Raw genomic sequence first — 21,783 nt, 5'->3', positions numbered from 1 at the left:
CTTTCTGATGATACCTATGCTTTGAGGATGATAGCCAAAGTCTTTACCTATGCCTTCTAAGGATTTGTTTTGACTGAGTTGATGTAATATAAGCAGTTTGCCCCGTGCTCTTGGTTTAGATTCAACTTTTGATAGCTTCAGAAAGTCGTGATCGCTTAACTTATGATTTCTAGGCGTTATTTTTGGCATACTGGCGTCGTAATAGTAAATAATAATTTATTATATATTATTTCTTAGAATTGGTATAAGTTTACGAAAAAAGCTTATAAAGGAACAGCTGACTTGCAAAGCAACAGAAAGCTGCCTATGATAACAATTATTAATTATAGTCAAAGAAGTCTAAAATGGTTACAAGGCAACCGAGCGCAGGTACTACAAAGGTAGGCTTAGCGAGGTTAACACTGTAACTCTTTAGTAGTTCGCTGACGATAAACACTCTTGTCGGGGTGCTTGGATCATACTTTCAAGATTTTTGAATTGAAAGCTGGTCCTTGCTGAGAGTCACCCGTGAACCTGAAGCAGTTAATACTGACGTAGGAAACAAGCAAAACCTAACCCACTTTACACAGAGTATATCTGCTCTGTGTCCTCGCTTACCTTGTTTCCATCTGGCTCACAGCTCCCCAGAGCAAACTCCAACCATACCCAGACAAGCCACCCATTCTTGGAAACAAATAAGCGTTATGAACTATCAAACCCTACGTGATAACTGCCCAACTTGGCAAGACTATATCCAGCATGACTTTGTCACTCAGCTGGCGGTCGGCACCTTGCCGAAACAAAGCTTCCAGCATTATCTCAAGCAAGATTACCACTACCTACTGCACTACACCCGAGTCATGGCACTAAGCGTCTATAAAAGTGACAATTTGGAGCAAATGCGTGTAGGTCAAGCCGGCATCAATGCCATGCTGGATCTAGAGATTGGCATGTATTTGGACTTTTGCCAACAGTGGGGCATTCCTCTTGAAGAGGTTGAAAATACGCCAGAGTCAGCTGCCACCATCGCTTATACCCGCTATCTACTCGATGCTGCTATGGCTGGCTCATTGGCCGAGCTGTATGCTGCTCTAGCCCCTTGCATGATGGGTTATGGTGAAATCGGACAGCGCTTAAAAGCACAAGACTATGTCGAGAACAACCCTTATCAGGCATGGATTGATGTGTTTGCCAGTGATGAGTTTCAAGCGGTCACTGCCCAAAATGAGGCGCACATTAATAGCCACTTCAAAGATGCCAACCCTGCACAACAAGCTAAGTTCCAGCGCTTATTTAATACCGCCTCACGGATGGAGGTTAACTTCTGGCAGATGGCATTAGATTTATCCTAATCTATGAGTCAATCAAGCCATCAGTAATCAACAATCAACAATCAACAATCAACAATCAATCATTAACAATCAAAACAAACGCATCAATAGCACGATAACTTTTTATCAAAAAACAACCAAGGAGAGAATCATGGCCGTATTTGACAAACATGCTAATGCTTATGACAGCTGGTTTATGGAGAACGAAAACCTACTGCTGAGCGAATTAAAACTAGTTGCCCATTTTTTGGACAAAGACAGCAACATCTTATCAATCGGCTGTGGCAGTGGCTTATTTGAGATGCTACTGGCAAGAGACTATGACATCCATATCAAGCACGGTATTGAGCCGTCAAAAGATATGGCAGAAATCGCCAAAAAGCGTGGCTTAAATGTCGAGGTAAATACCGCAGAAGCTGCTGACATTGAACCAAACACCTTTGATATTATTATGTTTAACGGCAGTGTCAGCTATATTAGCGACCTAGCCTTATGCATCAATAAAGCATGTGCGGCGTTAAAGCCTGGCGGTAAGCTCATTTTGATCGATGTGCCAAAAGAAAGTGGCTTTGCCAGCTTATATAATCTAGCCAGTGCTGTTGGTACTTGGGATCACCAGCTTTTGGCGCAGATTTCACCCAAAGACCCGTACCCTATCGAGCTGGTACGCACTGCAAACTGGCGCACCTCAGATGAGAAAATTGAGCTGATGCAAGCTGCTGGCTTAACCAACTTTAAATATGCCCAAACGCTGTTGACCCATCCTATGTTTGCCAATGACAAAGTACAAGACGTCATTGACGGTTATGATCGCGGCGATTATGTGGCGATTTGTGCACAAAAAAGTTAATCGGAATAGTTAAACAACTCCAGTAAAATCTTTCTAATATATGGCTGGCGTAGCGGTAACGACACCCAGCGGATCATATATTTGCAATGTGCTACCATTCGCATCCAACACCTGTTGGAGCCAATCCCGCCATCCACTCATATCTTGACCACCCACTGGCGCAGTGACTATTGGCTAGGAGCGTTCCAACATACGAGCGACCACTCCTAACCAAGTCACTGCAAGCCAGTGGTCGTCCAAGGATATCCGCTACTGTCGGGGCTAAACCGCACCCCAAGGCCACATTCAAGGCATAAATAAAACGCATTTCTTACGTCAAAATGTTGGGTCTCGTACCTCGACGCCAACCTACAAATCGTGCAAGTGTGAAAAAATCCATCCCCAGCCCTAAGAAACGTTAATAAAAGCTCTGGGGGAGCTTTTTAGCTTCGCAAGAGTCAAGCTGTGCTTGGCTAAAGACAAATCCATCCCCAGCCCTTCCTTTGAGAAAGGAAGGGAGCCAAACCTTATGTGAATCGTGGCTTGGATGGATTTTGGTTTTGCGCACGTAATGTGAATCGGAGGTGCGGTTTAGCCTTGATTGAAGCGGATATACTGACGTAGCTCATGGCGTTGCGGACTGTGGCGAGAGGCGGTGTCGTGGTAGCAGTAACGACTCTCGCTACGATAGTCCGCACGCCATGAGAGCGGCAGATAGTAGCGTAAAGCAAGATTGGCTCCTTGATATTAAGCTACTTTTTATTAGGGATATGCTCTAATTCACTCCCGAACTTTGCGATAAGCCTCGCTTAACTCCACCACTTCCACACAATATTGGATGGTAACTCGTCCCGATTGGTCAGCGCCCAGCTCATCTTGTACACAGGCCAATAGCTTGTCGGCGATGTCGTCTCGGATTTGCTGACTGCGTCCTGGCATTAAGCGCAGCTGTAAATAAACAAAGCCCTCAGCTTGCTGGTGGTCATCGGTGCCGACCAAAAAGGTATCGACATCGAGCATGCGGGCTTTGATCGCTTGTGGTGTGCCAAAGTGACCAGTCTCCCAAAGAGTGCTATTGAGCTTTTTTAATAGGCCTTCTGGATTTTTGACTTTGACATTGGCGCTGGCTTGAACGATAAGGTGTGGCATAACAGGTCTCTTTTTTATGATGATTTAGGCGTGGTTGTTGTCTCGGTTAGAGGTCGGTTTGTATGAATCATCCGTTTTAATCATATATGCTAATCACATGTGTTAATCAATGATGTCAGCAAATTTGGCGGATAAGGCACCAGCCAACTGCACAGGTGGCAACTCAATCTCAAGCCCACGACGCCCACCGCTGACGTGCATTACGCTTAATGATTCGGCGCTGTTATGCAAGATGGTTGGCAAGCGCTTTTTTTGTCCCAGTGGGCTGACGCCGCCAAGGACATAACCCGTTGTACGTTCAACAACTTTTGGATCGGCCATTTGCACCTTTTTGGCTCCCAAAGCTTTGGCCATCTTTTTGAAGTTTAGGGTGTGGCTCACGGGCAATACTGCCACTGCCAGTTTATCACTTTCGGTTGCTACCACTAGGGTTTTAAACACCTGCTCTGGCGGTAAGCCTAACTTGTCAGCGGCCTCTAGTCCGTAAGATTCGGCGTTGGCATCGTGATGATATTCATGAACTTGGTAATCAAGTTTGAGTTTTTTGGCTAAATTGACAGCTGGGGTCATAAGCGTTACTCTCTTGGCAAAAGGGCTTTTATGACAGATTATCATAAAAGCCCAGCGTTATAAGTTCTTATCTCTCTCGTCTAATGGCTAGAGATTAAGTGTCTTAACTATCAATAGATTAAGCAACTACAAGCTTTAAGGCTTAACTGCCACCAACACCCGAATGCTGTCTGGTACTAATGATAAGTTATTTAATGCCTGCTCGCCTTGCGCTTTTAAGCTCTCTAGGCGCTCAATTTCTTCATTGCGTACGTTCGGGTTAACCTGTTGTAGTTGCTTCAGGCGGCTGATTTCACGCTCCCACACCTGACTAAAGCGTGCCAAGGCTTGAGCGCTGATATCTTCCAATTTACCTTGCGCAATGGCTTCGGCATCATGGTAGCGAGACTCAATCACACCACTGCGCACCTTAATCACCTGACGGGCACGGTTTCTGTCCAGACGCTCAATGTGCGGCACAATCATATCAGCAGTAATGCGATCTGCTAAATCACCGCCCTGCTCGCCTAAGAATACGCGTAAGTTTTGAGTTGGCAAATTAGCCGCTAAGTTAAGAACTTTTGGCGCAATGGTGGTCACTCTAAAGTTGACCTCTAACAGCAGCATACCTTCTGGTACGGTATTGCTCTTGAGCATCGCCACTGTGGTATTACCAAAGGTGCCAGAGTTGGCCATGTCATAAATCGCCAGCATCAATGGATGCTCATGGGTGATAAAGTCCATGTCTTCACGAATCAAGGCCTGACTGCGCTTAAAGGTCAAAGTCATGCCGTCTTCTGAGATTGGCAGGTTATCCACATCAGTGTGCTGACTGTTTTCTGCCTCTGGTGGGTGAACCACCCAAGAGCCATCACGCTGCACACTGTGATCTAAATTGACCGAAGAGAAGAAACGGCCTAAAAAGGCGGGTAACAGATTATTGGCATCAAAATCACTCATGGCATCGGCAATACGGGCTGCCACACGTGGACGGCACGAGTTATATTCAAGCAGACGATCGCGACCTGACTGCAACTGTGCTTCTAGCTCTAGGCGTAGTGATTTGGCCTCATCGATTAAGTCATTTAAAGCTTGACGATTATCCGCTGTATTTTCGCCTTCAAGCAAAGGCTTTAGATCTATAATAAACTGCTCTTGCACCGTTTGTGCAGTCGGTGAAATCTGATTAAAGATATTCAGAGCACCGTCATACCAGTGGTACAAACGCTCTTGTGCAGTACCTTCAATATAAGGTACGTGCAAGGTGATTTTTTTGTTTTGACCAATACGATCTAGGCGACCGATACGCTGCTCTAGCGTATCTGGATTGGCCGGTAAATCCCATAATACTAAATGACTGGCAAACTGGAAGTTGCGCCCTTCTGAGCCAATCTCAGAGCACAGTAAAATCTGAGCCCCTGCTTCATCAGCAAAGAAGGCCGCCGCTTGGTCACGCTCAAGCAAGGTCATTTGTTCAGTAAAGATGGCAGTCTTGATGCCAGCATGCAGACGCAATACCGCCTCTAGGCTCTCTACCGTGGCACCACTGCGGGCAATTAACAATACTTTTTGTTGCTTTAGCTCACCTTTTAATAGGTTAATCAACCAAGGTACTCTGGGGTCATCTTCAAGCCAACCGCCATCGGGCTGATTTTCTTCACCCCACAGCTGCTCACGCAACTTACCACAAGTTTGATAGTTGCCAATCCAAGCATCTGGACAAGGCAATGGATGCGGACGGCTGGTGCGACCGTGGAAACCTTGCACACTGTCACGTGTATTGCGGAACAAGACGCGACCTGTGCCATGACGGTCTAATAATTGATTAAGCGCATAAGTTCGCAGCTTGTCATCTTCATTGATAGCGGCAAATTCATCTGCATCGTTGAATCCCAATAAATGAGTCAGGGCTTTAATTTGACCGTCAGTCAATGGCTTATCATCCATCAAAATCTCAGCCACTGCTGCCGTATCAGCAAAGGCTGCTTGACCGGCAATAAAGTCATCTAAATCATCAAAGCGGTCTTCATCTAATAGACGCAAACGTGCAAAATGGCTTTCAATACCCAATTGCTCTGGGGTCGCCGTTAACAATAATACGCCAGGCGTTTCATGCGCAAAGTCGGCAACCAGCTCATACTTGTCATTACCACCCTGCTCTGGATCCCAGTGCAAGTGATGCGCTTCATCAACAACCAACAGATCAAAACCTGCTTCTATCGCTTGCTCATACAAATCATGGTGGTCTAATAACAGATCGAGACTGGCAATGATGCACTGCTCTGTGGTAAATACGTTTTGGTCTGGATTGTGCTCTTTAATCGCCGCCGTACGTACGAGGTCAAATAACGAAAAATTCAGGTTAAAGCGGCGACGCATCTCAATCATCCACTGATACTGCAAGCTGTCTGGGACTAAGATTAATACCCGTTGCGCTTTACCAGTCAACAGCTGCTGATGGATAATCATGCCAGCCTCAATAGTCTTACCTAAGCCTACTTCGTCAGCCAATAATACCCGTGGCGCCAGACGCTTACCCACTTCGTGAGCGATATACAACTGATGCGGAATGATATCGACGCGTGCACCCATCAAGCCTTTGAGCGGATGTCCTGCTAAGGCTGACTGCATGCGCAGGATGTCTTGACGCAACTCATACCAGTCGCCACGCTCAACACGACCTGCCAGCAGACGCTCTAAGGGCTTGGCCAAGGTAATATTAGCGGCCAGTCGGGTTTCCATGATACCTCTAGGATGACCCTCTACCAAATACTTAACCACCCCCATCACCTCTTCAACACCAGTCACAATATGGCTGTTGCCTTCTTGATCGGTTATCTCATCACCTACCTTGAAGGTCACTCGGGACAAGGGCGCAGAGTTCTTGGCATATACCCGCGTTTCTTCACTTTGGGCAAATAAGATATGCACGCAACGATCATCAACATCAATAACGACACCCAAGCCAAGCTCGGCCTCTGTGTCTGATAAATAACGTTGACCTACGGCGAATTCAGGAATTAAAGCGGCTATTGTCATAAAGCAGTCAGTTCTTTTATTAAAATGTAGGGTTTTACGTCGCCATTCTCTACAAGGTGACTCTGCACGACGTTATTCATAACTCATTATATCGTTATCTCTATATTATAAAGGATAATAACGACTCTCTGCCTAGATTAATGAGGTCAAAATTTGTAATTTCTATACTTGGAGGTGTCTTCATATTAAAAATAGTGACAAAAAACAAGATAAACTGCTATTAAGCATCGCAATCAAACAAGGATAATCATGTAGGGAACATCAGCCTATTCCTACTATTTGGCTAACCAGCCCTTTGAGATGTCTTCCAAGATTTAGCTATTTTTAGCCCATTTTAAAGGTAAGGGTACAAAGGGTACAAAATAAAAAAAGTCAACTTGTACCATCCATACGACAATTTAACAAAAAGCCATTTCGTTCAAAGCTATTTAGTTAAATGAGTTATAAGTTTTTGATTTGTATAGTATATCTGATTTTAAACTCATCTTCGTTAACATCAAGCTCTAGAGTGGCAGTCGAATGCTTTATTCGATTTTTTTATATTCTGCCTATTTTAATATTAAGAGATCTAAGGGTTGTATGCCTTCTAGTAGCGCATAACTGATACAAAAAAACATAAGCGCTTTGTGTGCTAGCTTAGTTATAGATACCCTAAAATAAAAGCACACCTTAGCTCAAAACTAACAATTTAACTCAAACTAACAATTTGAATTCAAACTAACTATAAAGGAGTATAAGCATGAAAGCTGTCTTACTAGACAAAAAAAGATTTGCCGATAACATCGAATTACCACAACCTGAAAAACTCAGCGAGTACCTTGTCTATCACAGCACCCCTCAAGACAATCAAGTCATTATAGAACGTTGCCAAGATGCAGATATTATTATTGTCGGCACCCTAATGATTGAGCGAGAGGTCATCGAAGCACTACCTAACTTAAAGCTGATTCAGGTGACTTCCGTTGGCTCAAACCAAATTGACAAAGAGGCATGCAAGGCACATGGCGTTGACGTATTTAACGTTCCAGGATTTGCTAGCATCAGTGTCGCTGAGCATGGCTTTATGTTACTACTAAATGCCATGCGTGCGGGTATCCATTATCACCAAGCTGCCCTTGATGGCACCTGGTATCAAACAGGACAGGCTTACTTTATGGACGAGCCTTTGATTGACCTTGAAAACTTAACCCTAGGCATTATTGGCGTGGGAGCTATTGGCAAACGTATGGGGGAGCTTGCCAGTGCTTTTGGCATGAATGTACTTTGGGCAGAACATAAAGGTCGGTCTCCACGCAGTGATGATTATACCGACTTTGATACCGTACTTAGCACCTCAGATGTGATTAGCCTACACTGTCCATTAACCGAAGATACCTATCACCTTATCGACAAAGACGCTATTGCCAAAATGACCAAAAAGCCCTTACTGGTCAATGTCGCACGAGGTCAAGTAGTCGATACAAAGGCACTAGCCACAGCCATCAATGATGAACTGGTACTCGGCTATGCCACTGATGTCTTTGAACAAGAGCCAGCTGGTGAGAATGACCCCATCATTCAACTGGCAAAACAGCATCATCCCCGTGTTATCTTGAGCCCTCATCATGGGGCAGGTAGTGACGCTGCACAGATTAAGCTGTGGCGCATATTGAGTCAACAAGTCAATGAGTTTGTTACTAAACACGCCTAACCTCATAACTATAGTTGTAGTCAGATAAATGAGTTACAAGGCAACCGAGTGCAAGTGCTACTGAAGTAGGCTAAACGAGGTTAACGCTGTAACTCTTTTATAAGGCTGTGACTATACGATGCGACAGCCTCGATTTAAATACGGTGACTATCCTTGCTATACTGGCCTGACTACTACCGCTTATAGTGGCTGTCTGACACAGCCAAAACTTATCCAAGACAATAGGATCTTATAATGAAAGCTGTATTTTTAGACAGAGGGACGTTTTTGGACAGTGTGGACTTGCCTGCGCCTGAGGGCGTGACAGACTACGAAGTGTATGGCGATACTAAGCAAGATAACGCCCTGATTATCGAGCGCTGTCAAGATGCCGACATTATCTTTACCAACAAAGTAATGATAGATCGTGACATCATACAAGCCCTGCCCAACCTAAAGCTCATTCAACTGACGGCAACTGGCATGAACAACGTCGATGCCGATGCCTGTAAAGACAACAATGTCGAGCTATACAACGTGGCAGGCTATGCCGTCAAAAGTGTCCCCGAACATACCTTTTTGCTCATGCTAAGTGCCTTACGTGCGGTGCTTCACTACCACACCAAAGTCATTGATGGTAGCTGGGAAGACTCTGGTAGCTTTTGCTTAATGGATGTGCCCTTGATTGACCTAGAAGACAAAACCCTTGGTATTATCGGAGTTGGCACTATTGGTAAGCGCGTCACTGAGATTGCCCGCGCCTTTGGCATGACCGTACTGTGGGCAGAACATCAAGGCAAGCCCCCACGCAATGACGACTATACGGACTTTGAAACCGTATTAAAACAGTCCGATGTCATCAGCCTGCATGCCCCCTTGACTGACGAAACCAAGCATTTGATTAACGCAAACACCTTAGCCAAAATGGACAAAAACCCACTGGTGGTAAACCTTGCCCGAGGCGGTGTGGTTGATTCACAAGCGATGGCAGAGGCGGTGCAAAATGAACAAGTACTGGGCTATGCGACCGATGTGTTTGAGCAAGAGCCTGTGACACAAGACGACCCACTGGTGCAATTGGCAAAAACCAATCACCCAAGAGTCATCTTTAGCCCGCACAATGCGTGGGGCAGTAAAGCCGCCCAAGAGAAGCTGTGGGAGATATTAAGTGAGCAGGTGAGTGAGTTTATAAAGCGTTATTAAGATAGTTTGTAGCCAATCCTGCCGTTCGCTTGTATCTGCCTGAGCAAAGGCGTGCGGTCTAGTCGCTAGCGGTATTGCTGTTACCTCGACACTACCGCTAGCCACAGTCCGCATCGCCTTTGCTTGCGTCAGGATACCGCTACCGTCAGGGCTAAACCGCTTTTTAGGGCAACGGGCGGTTTGATTTTTGGGCTAAGCCGTACCCATACTAATGGTTTCAGGCAAAGTAGCGCCCCCATCGATTACCACTTGCGAGCCTGTTAAATAGCTCGACTCATCACTACCTAAGAACGCAAATAGCTCCCCAACTTCAGTCGGTTTTGCCAGTCTTTTCATCGGTACAGATTGCGCAATTGAATCAATGGCTTCTTCTGGATCATCAGGGTTTGATTCTGACGCCATTTTTTCAACCATAGGCGTACGCGCATAACCAAGCTGTGTACAGTTAACCCGAATGTTTCTATCAGCATATTCTACCGCGAGGCACTTGGTTAGACCCACTAAAGCAGATTTGGTCATGGCATAAGCCGCCTCACCTGCATCAGCGACCAAATCACCTGTCACCGATGACGCAATCACAATACTGCCTGCACCCTGCTCTAGCATCTGCGGTATGACTGCTTGACACGTATTCCACACCCCTTTGATATTGACATCGATATGGAAGTCACGCATATCATCGCTCATTTGTTCAAATGGCGCTAATTGGCACACCCCAGCATTACAACACGCAATATCCACCTTGCTAAAGGCATCAAGGGTTTGCTTAACCGCTTCCTTCATTTGCGCTTTATCAGTGACATCACCAATGTAGGTGATGACCTCAGCTTGATACTCTTTGCGAATACGCTCGGCAGTTTGCTCAACGCTATCAGACATATCAACCATACAGATTTTTGCGCCATACATGGCATAGACACTGGCAATGCCTTCGCCTAGACCTGTTGCCGCACCTGTGATAATTGCTACTTTATCAGTTAATTTTGCCATAATCATATCCTCTTGCTTTAGATTTAATCCGAATAGTAGCGGATATACTGCTAGAGTTAGCAAGTTGCGGGCGCTTGCCCTTGGGTGGCTCGCGAAGCAAGAGACACCCAAGGGCTTAGCGCACCGCCTTGCTAAGACTGGCAGATAGCAGCGGATAGCGGGATCAGCTACTTAGTGGGGTTCTCTGGGTTGGTATTGAGAGAGCTAAGCTGGCTACCACCCTCTATTTATCCCCAAAATAATACCAACACACAGGCTATCGCCAGTGCAATGCCCAGCATATTGAGCTTGCTAAGCGATTCTTTGAACGCAAGCACCCCAACGAGTGTCGCAACTGCAATCACTCCGACATTCATACCCGTAAATACCACGCTTGGCGCATCTGATAAGGCTTGGTGTGCCTTGATATAGGCATAAATATTACCCATATTTAATATACCTAAAACCAGCCCTGAAGCCAATGCCTTGCCCTGCCAGCGGGTCTTATTTAGCAGCAAGTAGATAAACAGCAAAATTCCAGCGATACCAAAGACGATAAATAAGGTTAACGGAAAGGCTGCACCCTGCTTTGCCACCTGTTTGAACAAAATATCAATAACGCCATAGCCAAGCCAGACAGAAACCAGCCAAAAGCCAACAGGCAAGGCGCAGATGCTTTTGTGAGGGTGCGCAATGGCGCTGGATGCCTTGTCAGCCTGCTCAATTTCAGGCTTACGATAAGCCAAAGCCACTAGCGCCAAAAAGCCAATAGCAATACCAAGGATACGCTGAGTGGTAAGCGCTTCACCAAATAAGACAAACGCTGCCATAATCGGAATTATTAATGACAGCCGCTGTGCCGCATCGGTAGCGATAATACCAACGGTGTCAATTGCACGACCTAAAATAACAAACACTAACGGCAATAATACCCCTAATAATAGTATGATACTCCAAGTATGTTGCAGGTTATCCGTAGCGCTTAAGTCTGGCTTTAATAAGGTCCAAGTTAATAAAAAGGCGACTGGATAACCTGCAACAATGGTTTGGCGAATATCAATATTTTTCTGACGTAACACCTTTAGTAGTACCGAGACAGAGACACTACAAAGCACTGCGATGATTAGATAGCTCATGGAAAGTCAATCTCAAATAAAATAAAATGTAACAATATATTACCTTTTAATTGGCCTTTTTGCTCTTCTTATTTTTTTAAGTCAATAATAAACACTATATTGAATTGACTAGCACCAAATCTTTCGCACATACTGCATAAAACATAATTTTAAAATAACAACATAGCCATACTATGAATAAGCTTTTTAACTTTTTTGAAACCCGTTTATCGGCATTTCCAGAAAACAAGGTCCCACTGCCAAAAGAAGGACTGATGAATTTTTTGTGGGCCTGTACCTATGGTCTGCGCAAGTGGTTGGTACTATTTATGATACTTACCGCAGGCATTGGGGTATATGAGGCCTTGCTGTATGCGTGGATTGGTGATCTGGTTGACTGGATGGGTGTCTATACCCCCAGCACACTTTGGGCTGAGAAAAGTGATGCGTTGACACTGATGTTTGCGGTGCTTATTTTAAGTCCCTTCTGGGTAGGTTTTGCTTCGCTTGTTCACTTTCAGGTGATCCAAGGGGTGTTCCCAATGCAGATGCGCTGGCGGTTTCATAAGCGCATGCTGGGTCAATCGATGGAGTTTTATCAAAATGAGTTTTCTGGTCGGGTCTCAGCCAAGGTAATGCAGACTGCGTTAGCTGTTCGTGCCACTATCTTGACTGTGGTCGATATGATGACTTATGTCATGGTGTTTTTTATCACCAGTGGCATTATTTTGTTTCAGCTTGATAGCCTGCTCTTAATACCATTCGCTTTATGGATAGTGATGTTTGGTCTGACCTTATGGTATTTTTTGCCCAAATTACGACAAACTGCCAGCATCCAAGCCAATGCCCGTGCTTTAATGACAGGCCGTATTACCGATGCTTATGCTAATATTATGACCGTCAAACTATTTAGTCATTCACGCAGAGAGCTTGGCTATGCCAAGTCAGCCATGAAACAGTTTTTGGGTACGGTGCATGCTCAGATGCGCTGGGTAACGACACTTGAGTTTGTAAACCACGTGGTGAGTATCACCTTGATTGGTAGCACCGCTGCTATTGGTCTATATTTGTGGCAACGTGGCGATGTCGGTGTGGGGGCGCTGGCAATGGCAACCGCCATGGCGCTGCGCTTAAATAGCATGACGCACTGGATTATGTGGCAAATGGCGACGTTATTTGATAGCATTGGTACGGTTCAAGACGGTATCCGCACCTTGTCTGCTCCGCAAAAGGTAGTCGATGCCCCAAATGCTAAAGAAATGATCGTTACTGAAGGTCGTATTAAATTTGAAAACGTTGACTTTGGGTATGAGGGTTCCTCTAAAGCCAACATGGGGCTTAAAGTTGCTACGGCCGAAGATGACTTACAGATACCTGCTAGCAACTCAGGTTATACAAAGCTTCTCGACAACTTTAATCTAGACATCAAACCTGGAGAAAAAATCGGTTTGGTTGGGCGCTCTGGTGCTGGTAAATCTACCTTAGTCAATCTGCTGTTACGCTTTTATGATGTGGATTCAGGGCGTATCACTATTGATGATCAGGCCATTGACGAAGTCACTCAAGAAAGTCTGCGTCAACAAATTGGTATGGTAACTCAAGACACCTCATTACTGCATCGTACTGTGCGTGAAAATATTGCTTATGGTCGCCCTACTGCCTCTGATGCAGAAATCATTGAAGCCTGTAAAAAAGCTCAGGCTTGGGAGTTTATCCAAGAACTACATGATGCCAAAGGCAATCGTGGGCTTGATACTCAAGTTGGTGAGCGTGGTGTCAAGCTATCTGGTGGTCAACGTCAACGTATCGCCATCGCTCGAGTGATGCTAAAAAATGCGCCGATATTACTGCTAGATGAGGCGACCAGTGCCTTGGACTCTGAAGTAGAACATGCCATTACCGAAAGCCTCAATGATATGATGGAAGGCAAAACGGTCATTGCTATTGCGCATAGGCTATCTACCATTGCCGCACTTGATCGCCTCGTGGTTATGGATAAAGGTCACATCATCGAACAGGGTAGCCATGAAGAGTTATTGGCACACAATGGCGTCTATGCTGGTCTTTGGGAACGTCAAAGTGGCGGTTTCTTGGGTGAAGATGAGGGTTAGGATAATGCGATTTATGACTGTATGACGCATAACAAAACTTAAACCACCTCTCTTCTAATTAAGCAAGGTCAAGTATATACTTATTAACATATATTCATTATTCATATAATAAAAATATTGGCTTAAAAAAGACTGCATAGGAACTGTTATGAAGAATAAGTTATGGCTCATCATTCTGCTACTTGCTGTTGCTATTATTGGGCTTTTTTTATGGCAACAACTCCATTCAGACTCAAAGCTACCAGAAGGTATTGTCAGCTCAAACGGTCGTTTGGAATTAGAGCGCTTTGATATTGCTAGCCTATATCCTGGCAGAGTAGAAGATATCTTAGTAGAGGAAGGGGAAGATGTAGAGCAAGATCAACTATTGGCTAAACTATCATCAACACAAAGCCAAAGCCAACTTACAGCTGCTCAAGCTGGTGAACAGCGAGCACAGCAGCTGGTGTCTCAAGCAAAAGCAGGAAAAGCTCAAGGCGAACAAGCAGTTGCCCGTGCTGAAGCCGAAATCGCTGCCAGAGTGGAACAACAAAAAGTGGCCAAGATGGAGCTTGATAATGCCCGTCAAATGCGCCGTGAAAACCTTATCTCCCCCTCCGAACTAAACAAACGCCAAGCCGCTTACAATGGAGCAGTCTCTGCCGTACAGGCAGCAAGAGCAGCACGCTCTGAAGCAGTTGCCGCTTTGGGTAGACTGGACGCTCAAATCTCAGAAGCGCAAGCAGGCGTAGCACAAGCTAGAGCGCAAGAAACTGCGGCAGCTTCAGCCAATGATGATATGTCTATTCGCAGTCCAAAAGCTGGACGGGTTGAGTATCATATTGCCAAAGTCGGTAGCGTGATTGCCGCAGGTAATAAGGTGGTCAGCTTATTAGACACCTCTGATGTGTATATGAATATTTTCTTACCCAATGAGCAGATGAGCCCTTTACAAGTAGGCGATGAAGCTCGCATTATCCTAGATGGGGTCGATATGGTATGGCCAGCCGAAGTTTCTTACATCGCAACTGAAGCGCAGTTTACCCCTAAATCAGTGGAAACCCAAAATGAGCGTGAGAAGCTAATGTTTAAGGTACGCCTCAAGCTGCCTGCTGATACTGCCTTACAATATAAAGGCCTGCTAAAAGGGGGCATGACGGGTAATGGCTATGTGCGAAGCAGTGCCGATGTCGCATGGCCTGAAAACTTACAAGTGCGCCTATCTGAAGCATCATCAACAGCTACTAACCACGCTTCGGAACAGGCATCAGAGCAAAGCTCAAAGCAGTCACCAAAGCAAACAACAGACACTAACAACCCGTCTTCAGCCACTACATCAACCACCGCATCAGCAGCGAATAATAGCACTGGAGATAACTCATAAACGCTAATAGAAAACCTGAGCCAAGAGCACTGAGTATAGAGCACTGAGTATAGAGCATCTTAGAAGAATACTTATACCAAATCTAAAAATTAAGCTATCGAGGAAAACGAGTGCAAACGCTACAAGTAGTAGGTTTAGCGAGTTTGACAAAGATAGGTTATTTTTCAGAAAAGGTATTAGGTAGAGACTAGCTTAAGAGATAGTAAGAAAGTGGGGTAATTCATCACTGTAAAATTGGATTTACGAGTAAACTAATGATACAAGCTGATAATGATTATAAAGACCGTGAGTCGGCTGCTGTTGCTGTACAAGATGTGTCGCATCATTATGATAAGACACAAGCATTAGCGCAGATATCACTCACCATTCCAAGAGGAACTACTGTCGGGCTTATCGGTCCAGACGGGGTGGGCAAGTCTACCTTATTATCTCTTATCGCTGGGGTAAAAATCATTCAAAACGGAACGGTCACCGTATTTGGCAAGGATATGGCTGATAAACAGCATAGAGAGCAGATGCTCAAACGTATTGCCTTTATGCCTCAAGGTCTTGGGCATAACCTCTACCCGACCTTATCTGTCTATGAAAATATTGAGTTTCATGCACGTCTGTTTGGTTTAAATGCTCAACAAAGAAAGCAGCGTATTGATCGGTTATTAAAAGCGACTGGGCTCACCCCATTCCCCGACCGTCCTGCTGGAAAGCTGTCGGGAGGGATGAAACAAAAGCTTAGCTTATGTTGCGCTTTGGTCAATAACCCTGATTTACTCATCCTAGATGAGCCTACCACTGGGGTAGACCCCTTAGCACGGCGTCAGTTTTGGACGCTGATTGAGGATTTACGAGCTGAGCGTGAGGGTATGACCGTATTGGTCGCCACCGCTTATATTGATGAAGCAGAGAACTTCGAGCATTTGCTGGCGATGGACGATGGCAAATTGCTCATCAACCAGCCGACTAAGACCGTCCTGCAAGAGTATGATGTTGACTCCCTAGAACAAGCCTATATTAAATTATTACCAGAAGAAAAGCAGCAGCAAGCTGGCGCGCTGCACCTTACCCCTTTTAAGCCTGACCCCAACTCGCCCCCTGCTATTGAGGCGGACGGTCTTACCAAACGCTTTGGTGACTTTACTGCTGTTGATCATGTTAGCTTTCGTATTGAAAAAGGCGAGATTTTCGGCTTTTTGGGCTCTAATGGCTGTGGTAAGTCAACCACCATGAAAATGCTGACAGGTCTTATTGACAGCACCGAAGGCAGTGCGAAGCTGCTGGGGCAATCTATTGATGCCAACGACATGTCTACTCGGATGCGTGTTGGTTATATGTCGCAAGCCTTCTCTTTGTATACCGAACTTAGCGTACGCCAAAACCTTGAGCTCCACGCGCGTCTGTATCAGATAGAAGGCAAGCGTGGTCGTCAAGCGGTTGAACAGATGTTGCAGCAGTTTGGACTAAAAGAGGCAGAAGACACGCTACCTGAGTCTCTGTCACTGGGCATGAAGCAGCGACTTCAACTGGCAGCCGCTTGTCTGCATCAACCTGAAGTATTAATCTTGGATGAACCCACCTCAGGGGTAGATCCTGCCGCACGGGATATGTTTTGGCAACACTTACTCAAGCTTTCTCGAGAAGATAAAATTACTATCTTTGTCTCGACTCACTTTATGAATGAGGCGAGCCGCTGTGACCGCATCTCGTTTATGCACCGTGGTCGGGTGCTGGGTGTCGGTACGCCTGAAGAGCTAACCGAAAATAAGCAAGCGCCTACGCTAGAAGAGGCTTTTGTACGCTATCTTATCGATGATGAAAAGCAAAACAATCCCGATAGCGATTATGTTGATGATCCTGCTGAAGCCCAAGAGCAAGATGACGCACTGACGGAGCTGGGGGCAATCAAGATTAATAATGAAGACAATAGCGCAGATGCTGCCCGTCAAGCCAAGTCAGATAAAACTGACACCCTAAGGTATTGGTTTTCGACACTTTTAACCTTCGCCAGTCGAGAGGGCAAAGAGCTTAGACGAGATAGAATAAGATTGTTCTTTGCGGTAGCAGGACCACTCATATTAATGGTGATGACCGGTTGGAGTATCTCTTTTGATGTTAACAACCTACCCTTTTCGATGCTAGATCAAGATAAGTCTGCGCAAAGCCGCCAGTTAGAAGAATACTTCTCGGGAACAGAGTACTTTGTGGCTCAGCCACCAGTCCACTCCATAGATCAGGCCGAGCAAGTGCTAAAAAGCTCGGAGGCCAAGCTTGTCATCGATGTACCGCCAGATTTTGGCAGAGACATGGTGGCAATGCGACAGCCTGAAGTGAGCTTTTATATTGACGGCTCATTGCCCTTTAATGCTGCGAATATGGAAGGCTATATTGGCGGTATCATGACTACCTATATCAAGGACCGTATTGAAGAGACAGGATTACCTATTGATATAAGACCTGCATCTTCCATGGTGCCTCGCTTTATGTACAACCAAGACTTTAGAAGTATTAATGCGGTCGTCCCCAGTGTACTAATGATGGTGCTGATGCTTATTCCAGCCATGATGACTGCACTAGGGGTGGTACGTGAGCGTGAGATTGGATCCATATCAAACCTATACTCCTCACCTGCCAGCGTTGCACAATACCTATTAGGCAAACAATTGCCTTACGTCATTATAGGCTTGCTAAATTATGCTTTATTGGTACTTATGGCAATATTTATATTCAAAGTGCCTTTAAAAGGCTCATTGTCTGCCATGTCATTTGGGGCGTTTCTACTGATTTATGTCTCTACTGGACTAGGACTCTTGGTCTCAAGCGTTGTGCGCTCACAGGTGGCCGCCTTATTCGTCACTGCGATTGTCACCCTTATCCCGACCATTAACTACTCTGGACTGCTGTATCCGTTGTCGAGTATGAATGATATTGCTTATGCCTTAGGGGTAGGGTTTCCAGCATCTTGGTATCAACGCATTAGTATTGGTGGTTTTACCAAAGGTTTAGGTTGGTCAAGCTTCGGTAGCGAATACCTGATGTTAGTATTATTTGCACTGGTCTATATCACCCTTGCTTGTATTTTTCTAAAAAAGCAGGAGGTGTAATATGCGCTTTTTAAAAAATTTACGCACTTTAACACTCAAAGAGCTGCGCAGTTTATTTAAAGATGTGATGCTGGTGGTTATGATCGGCGTGGTATTCACCGTGACCATTTATACCGTCGCCGAGGGCATTAATACCGATGTGCGTAATGCGCCTGTGGGGGTAGTCGATTATGACCGTACTACCCTCACCTATCAGATACGCGATGCCTTGCAACCGCCATTTTTCCAGCCGCCTATCGACATCAAACACGAAGAAGTTGATAGCTTAATGGACAAGGGTGAGCTTATCTTTGTTCTCGAGTTTCCTCCTGGATTTGAACGTGATGTTTTATCAGGCACTAAACCTGAAGTCCAGCTATTAATTGACGCCACCACCATGACCCAAGCTGGGGTAGGACAAGTTTATATTTCCCAAATTTTCAATCAGCAGGTCAGTGAGTTTCTGCAACAAGCCGATCCACCAATGGCTGTCAAACCTGTGTTAAATATTATGTACAACCCCAATGGCGAAAGCCGCTGGTATATGCCAGTGATGGAGGTGGGTAATATGATTACGCTACTGGCGATTGTGCTATCGGGGGCGGCTGTTATTCGAGAGCGTGAGCGAGGCACTATTGAGCATTTATTAGTTATGCCTGTCTCAGCCGCTGAGATTGTGCTGTCAAAAATACTAGCAAATGGCTTGGTTATCTTGTGTGCCTCTATGCTCTCAATGACTTTTTTTGTGCAGTATTTCTTAGATATTCCTCTAAATGGCTCTCTACTGCTATATGGGTTTGGAGTGGTGGTGTATTTATTCTCTATCTGCTCATTGGGCATTATGCTGGCGACCATCGCCCCAAGTATGCCTCAGTTTGGGCTATTGATGTTGCCTATATTTGTGGTGGCGTTATTATTCTCAGGCTCTACTGCGCCCCGCAGCAATATGCCTGAGCTGGCACAGACTGTCAGTGAATATTGGCCCACCACTCAGTTTGTTAGTTTCGCTCAAGACGTATTGTTTCGTAATGCTGGTATAGATATTGTGTGGCCAGAATTATTGGTAATGACTATTATAGGTATTGCCTTTTTGATATTTGCACTCGTGCGCTTCAAGACCATGTTAGAGCGCTTAGGATAAGCCACATACTAAGAACCTAACTGCTTGGGTTTTGAGTACTTAACTTAAGCACTTAAATCAAGCATTTAAATAGTTGACTGTTGACTTTAAAGGTGTGATGTTTTTGCTTTGGCATCATTCATATTACAACTCATACCGCATTTCTTATATAAAAAGCATTTCTTATACAAAAAGGATAAAGCTATGTACCGCTTATCAAAAATAGCAACTTTGACCACACTCGCTTTGTTCATTAATGCCTGTCAGACTCCGCAAGGTACTCAAGTTCAACGTAGCAGTGAAGTCCCTATTCCTGCAAGCTTTGATAAAGCCAAAGCCGCTCAAGGCAGCCAAGAAATCACACAATGGTGGCAAAACTGGCATGACCCTTTGCTCAGTCAATTAATCACTCAAGGCTTACAGAATAGCTATGACATTCGTATTGCTGAAAGCCGCTTAAAAGAAGCGATGGCCATCAGCCGTTTAGCCAACGCCAATCTAGGTCCACAAGCGGGTATAGGTGGCTCTGTGGGTATCGGTACTGGATCTGTCGAGCCGTCTAAAGATGGCAAGCTTTATGACTTTATTAGTAACACTCCCATTCCTCTACCAGGTGTTTCCGATTTATACGACCGCCGTGATGTTAATGCAGGCTATGCCAGTGTTGGATTTTCTGCCTCTTGGGAGCCTGACATCTTTGGGCAAAAGCAAAGTGATGCCGATGCGGCCTACTATGCAGCCATGGGCATGCAAGAAAAAATCTATGGAGCACAGCTGCTGGTTGCCAATCAGATTGCAGAGCATTACTTAGCTGCTCGTGCAGCAGAGCAGCGTCAACAGATAGCGGCACAAAACATTGCTACCTTGACCCGTTATGAGCGTTATGTCAAAGGTCGCTTTAATGCTGGTGATGTCAGTATCCAAGAAGTCAATAATATTCAAAGCAAGCTCAATGCGGCTCGTGCCAAAATGAGTACATTACAGGCTGAACGTGATGCCCATGCTCGCAGTATCGCTGTGTTGACAGGTCAGACACCCCAAGGGTTTGTATTACCCAAAGCCAGTAACAACATCCTAGCAACTCAGCCACAAGCACCCAGTGGTCAAACCCCACCTGGACTGCTTGAGCGTCGTCCTGACATTCGTGCTTATGCCTCGCAAATTAGAGCCTACTCAGCAAAACTTGCCAGCGCTGAAGCCGATTTATTACCCAGATTTTCGATTAACTTCTTAGGTCAAGGCGGGCGTATTGAGCTCGACAGTGATGCTCCTGATTTAAAAGGTTGGGGCAGCTTACTAAGTGTCGGCATTAATGTGCCCATCTTTACCAATGGGCGTATTGAAGCCAATATAGAAGGGGCAGATGCACGGTTACAAACTGCGTTACTTGAATACGATAAGAGCATTTTACAAGCTCTGGGCGAGGTCGATAGTGCTTATCAAACCCATCATGCGCTAGATGAGCAAAATGCCCTACTCAATACCGCTTATCAGCATGCCCAAAAAAGAGCCTCCGATGCCGAAAAGCTTTTTCGTTATGGTCATCAAACCCTAGACAAAGCTCTGGATGCCCAAATTGAGTTTGAACAAATCCAAGAGCTTATGGTTGACTCGCAACTGGCACGGGCTAATATGCTATTAAATATTTATAAAGCCTTAGGCGGAGGTTGGCAACCTACTTTTTATACCACTAACTTCCTCCCCTCGCTAAACTGAAGGTATACCTTCCGCAAGACGGTCAAGCCCGACCGCAAGAATGTTTTTACTGGCGTTGATATCTCTATCATGTCATGTGCCACACTTAGCACACCTCCATTCTCTTATCCCAAGAGATGCTCTACCTTTCGGACTACTATCGCTTATTTTGCCACAGTGTGAGCAAGTCTGGGTGGTGTAACGTTTATTTACTATCTCAAGCGTATTGATTTGATATAGAGACAGGTTGTAGCTATCCCATAGGTCAATAACTAACTTTTAACCCTTGGCTAACTTTTGACCCTTAGCTAATGTTTGACCCTTAGCTAATGTTTGACCCTTAGCTAATGATAGCTGTATGATTGATATTAAGCCTTTTTTGCCTGTTTGGTGTGTGGCAATATGCTTGATGGCGGATTTTTTAAAGGGTATCCAGCCAAGTGCTTTGCGTTTGGTATCGGCACGATTGGTACGCCAGTTCAGTTTGGCTTTTTTAAACTGCTTACGGCTTTTGGCGTGGGTTTCATTAATGGCTTGAATGGTTTGAGAGTGTAAGCCAAGTAATTCACCGCTACCTTTGGTGTATTC

15 protein-coding genes and 1 pseudogene are annotated in these 21,783 nt (G+C 45.2%); 9 read left to right on the top strand and 7 right to left on the bottom strand.

Annotation, left to right across the window (positions count from 1 at the left end):
• Nucleotides 1-189 (bottom strand): hypothetical protein (locus tag H140_RS15960; protein ID WP_156819188.1); only part of this gene is annotated, 189 nt, incomplete at its 3' end.
• A 302-nt stretch (nt 190-491) separates the two neighbouring features.
• Here H140_RS15960 and tenA point away from each other — a divergent pair.
• On the top strand, nt 492-1,331 hold the full coding sequence (gene tenA, locus H140_RS0112355) for a thiaminase II (protein ID WP_455233764.1): 840 nt from the start codon (nt 492-494) through the stop codon (nt 1,329-1,331).
• A 19-nt stretch (nt 1,332-1,350) separates the two neighbouring features.
• Complete coding sequence (locus tag H140_RS0112350; RefSeq protein ID WP_320158062.1) at nt 1,351-2,160, top strand: class I SAM-dependent DNA methyltransferase; 810 nt, start codon at nt 1,351-1,353, stop codon at nt 2,158-2,160.
• A 759-nt stretch (nt 2,161-2,919) separates the two neighbouring features.
• Here H140_RS0112350 and H140_RS0112345 read toward each other — a convergent pair.
• The 3 genes from H140_RS0112345 to rapA form a co-directional block, all read right to left on the bottom strand.
• On the bottom strand, nt 2,920-3,288 hold the full coding sequence (locus H140_RS0112345) for a 5-carboxymethyl-2-hydroxymuconate Delta-isomerase (RefSeq protein WP_019673970.1): 369 nt from the start codon (nt 3,286-3,288) through the stop codon (nt 2,920-2,922).
• 102 nt (nt 3,289-3,390) lie between these two features.
• Entirely contained in the window at nt 3,391-3,858 is a 468-nt protein-coding gene (gene ybaK / locus H140_RS0112340; RefSeq protein WP_019673969.1) for a Cys-tRNA(Pro) deacylase, read from the bottom strand.
• Between the two features lie 135 nt (nt 3,859-3,993).
• Nucleotides 3,994-6,876 carry an RNA polymerase-associated protein RapA gene (gene rapA / locus H140_RS0112335; RefSeq protein WP_019673968.1) on the bottom strand — a complete coding sequence of 961 codons (2,883 nt, stop codon included), beginning with the start codon at nt 6,874-6,876 and terminating at the stop codon, nt 3,994-3,996.
• 739 nt (nt 6,877-7,615) lie between these two features.
• Here rapA and H140_RS0112330 point away from each other — a divergent pair.
• Nucleotides 7,616-8,566: an NAD(P)-dependent oxidoreductase gene (locus tag H140_RS0112330; protein ID WP_019673967.1), complete on the top strand. Its 951-nt coding sequence runs from the start codon at nt 7,616-7,618 to the stop codon at nt 8,564-8,566.
• Between the two features lie 234 nt (nt 8,567-8,800).
• Nucleotides 8,801-9,748 carry a D-2-hydroxyacid dehydrogenase gene (locus H140_RS0112325; protein WP_019673966.1) on the top strand — a complete coding sequence of 316 codons (948 nt, stop codon included), beginning with the start codon at nt 8,801-8,803 and terminating at the stop codon, nt 9,746-9,748.
• A 192-nt stretch (nt 9,749-9,940) separates the two neighbouring features.
• On the opposite strand, the gene ucpA is transcribed toward H140_RS0112325, so the two are convergent.
• On the bottom strand, nt 9,941-10,738 hold the full coding sequence (gene ucpA / locus H140_RS0112320; RefSeq protein WP_019673965.1) for an SDR family oxidoreductase UcpA: 798 nt from the start codon (nt 10,736-10,738) through the stop codon (nt 9,941-9,943).
• Nucleotides 10,739-10,965: 227 nt separating this feature from the next.
• Nucleotides 10,966-11,853, bottom strand: coding sequence for a membrane protein (locus H140_RS0112315; protein WP_019673964.1), 888 nt, complete (start codon nt 11,851-11,853; stop codon nt 10,966-10,968).
• A gap of 173 nt (nt 11,854-12,026) precedes the next feature.
• Between H140_RS0112315 and H140_RS0112310 the strand changes: the two genes are divergently transcribed.
• From H140_RS0112310 to H140_RS0112290, 5 genes are all read left to right on the top strand, one after another.
• Nucleotides 12,027-13,943 (top strand): ABC transporter ATP-binding protein, encoded by a 1,917-nt coding sequence (locus tag H140_RS0112310; RefSeq protein ID WP_019673963.1) that lies wholly within the window; start codon nt 12,027-12,029, stop codon nt 13,941-13,943.
• A 148-nt stretch (nt 13,944-14,091) separates the two neighbouring features.
• On the top strand, nt 14,092-15,306 hold the full coding sequence (locus H140_RS0112305; RefSeq protein WP_019673962.1) for an HlyD family secretion protein: 1,215 nt from the start codon (nt 14,092-14,094) through the stop codon (nt 15,304-15,306).
• 254 nt (nt 15,307-15,560) lie between these two features.
• Nucleotides 15,561-18,401: a ribosome-associated ATPase/putative transporter RbbA gene (gene rbbA / locus H140_RS0112300; RefSeq protein WP_019673961.1), complete on the top strand. Its 2,841-nt coding sequence runs from the start codon at nt 15,561-15,563 to the stop codon at nt 18,399-18,401.
• Between the two features lies 1 nt (nt 18,402).
• Nucleotides 18,403-19,521: an ABC transporter permease gene (locus H140_RS0112295; RefSeq protein WP_019673960.1), complete on the top strand. Its 1,119-nt coding sequence runs from the start codon at nt 18,403-18,405 to the stop codon at nt 19,519-19,521.
• 183 nt (nt 19,522-19,704) lie between these two features.
• Nucleotides 19,705-21,216 carry an efflux transporter outer membrane subunit gene (locus tag H140_RS0112290; protein ID WP_019673959.1) on the top strand — a complete coding sequence of 504 codons (1,512 nt, stop codon included), beginning with the start codon at nt 19,705-19,707 and terminating at the stop codon, nt 21,214-21,216.
• Here H140_RS0112290 and H140_RS16445 read toward each other — a convergent pair.
• A pseudogene (locus H140_RS16445) lies at nt 21,208-21,783 on the bottom strand (zinc ribbon domain-containing protein); the annotation flags it as partial. The gene H140_RS0112290 and the pseudogene H140_RS16445 sit on opposite strands and share 9 nt — an antisense overlap.

This window comes from Psychrobacter lutiphocae DSM 21542 (assembly GCF_000382145.1).
Classification (GTDB): domain Bacteria; phylum Pseudomonadota; class Gammaproteobacteria; order Pseudomonadales; family Moraxellaceae; genus Psychrobacter; species Psychrobacter lutiphocae.
Note: the sequence above shows the minus strand (reverse complement) of the source record. Positions and strands in the feature narration are given on the sequence as shown.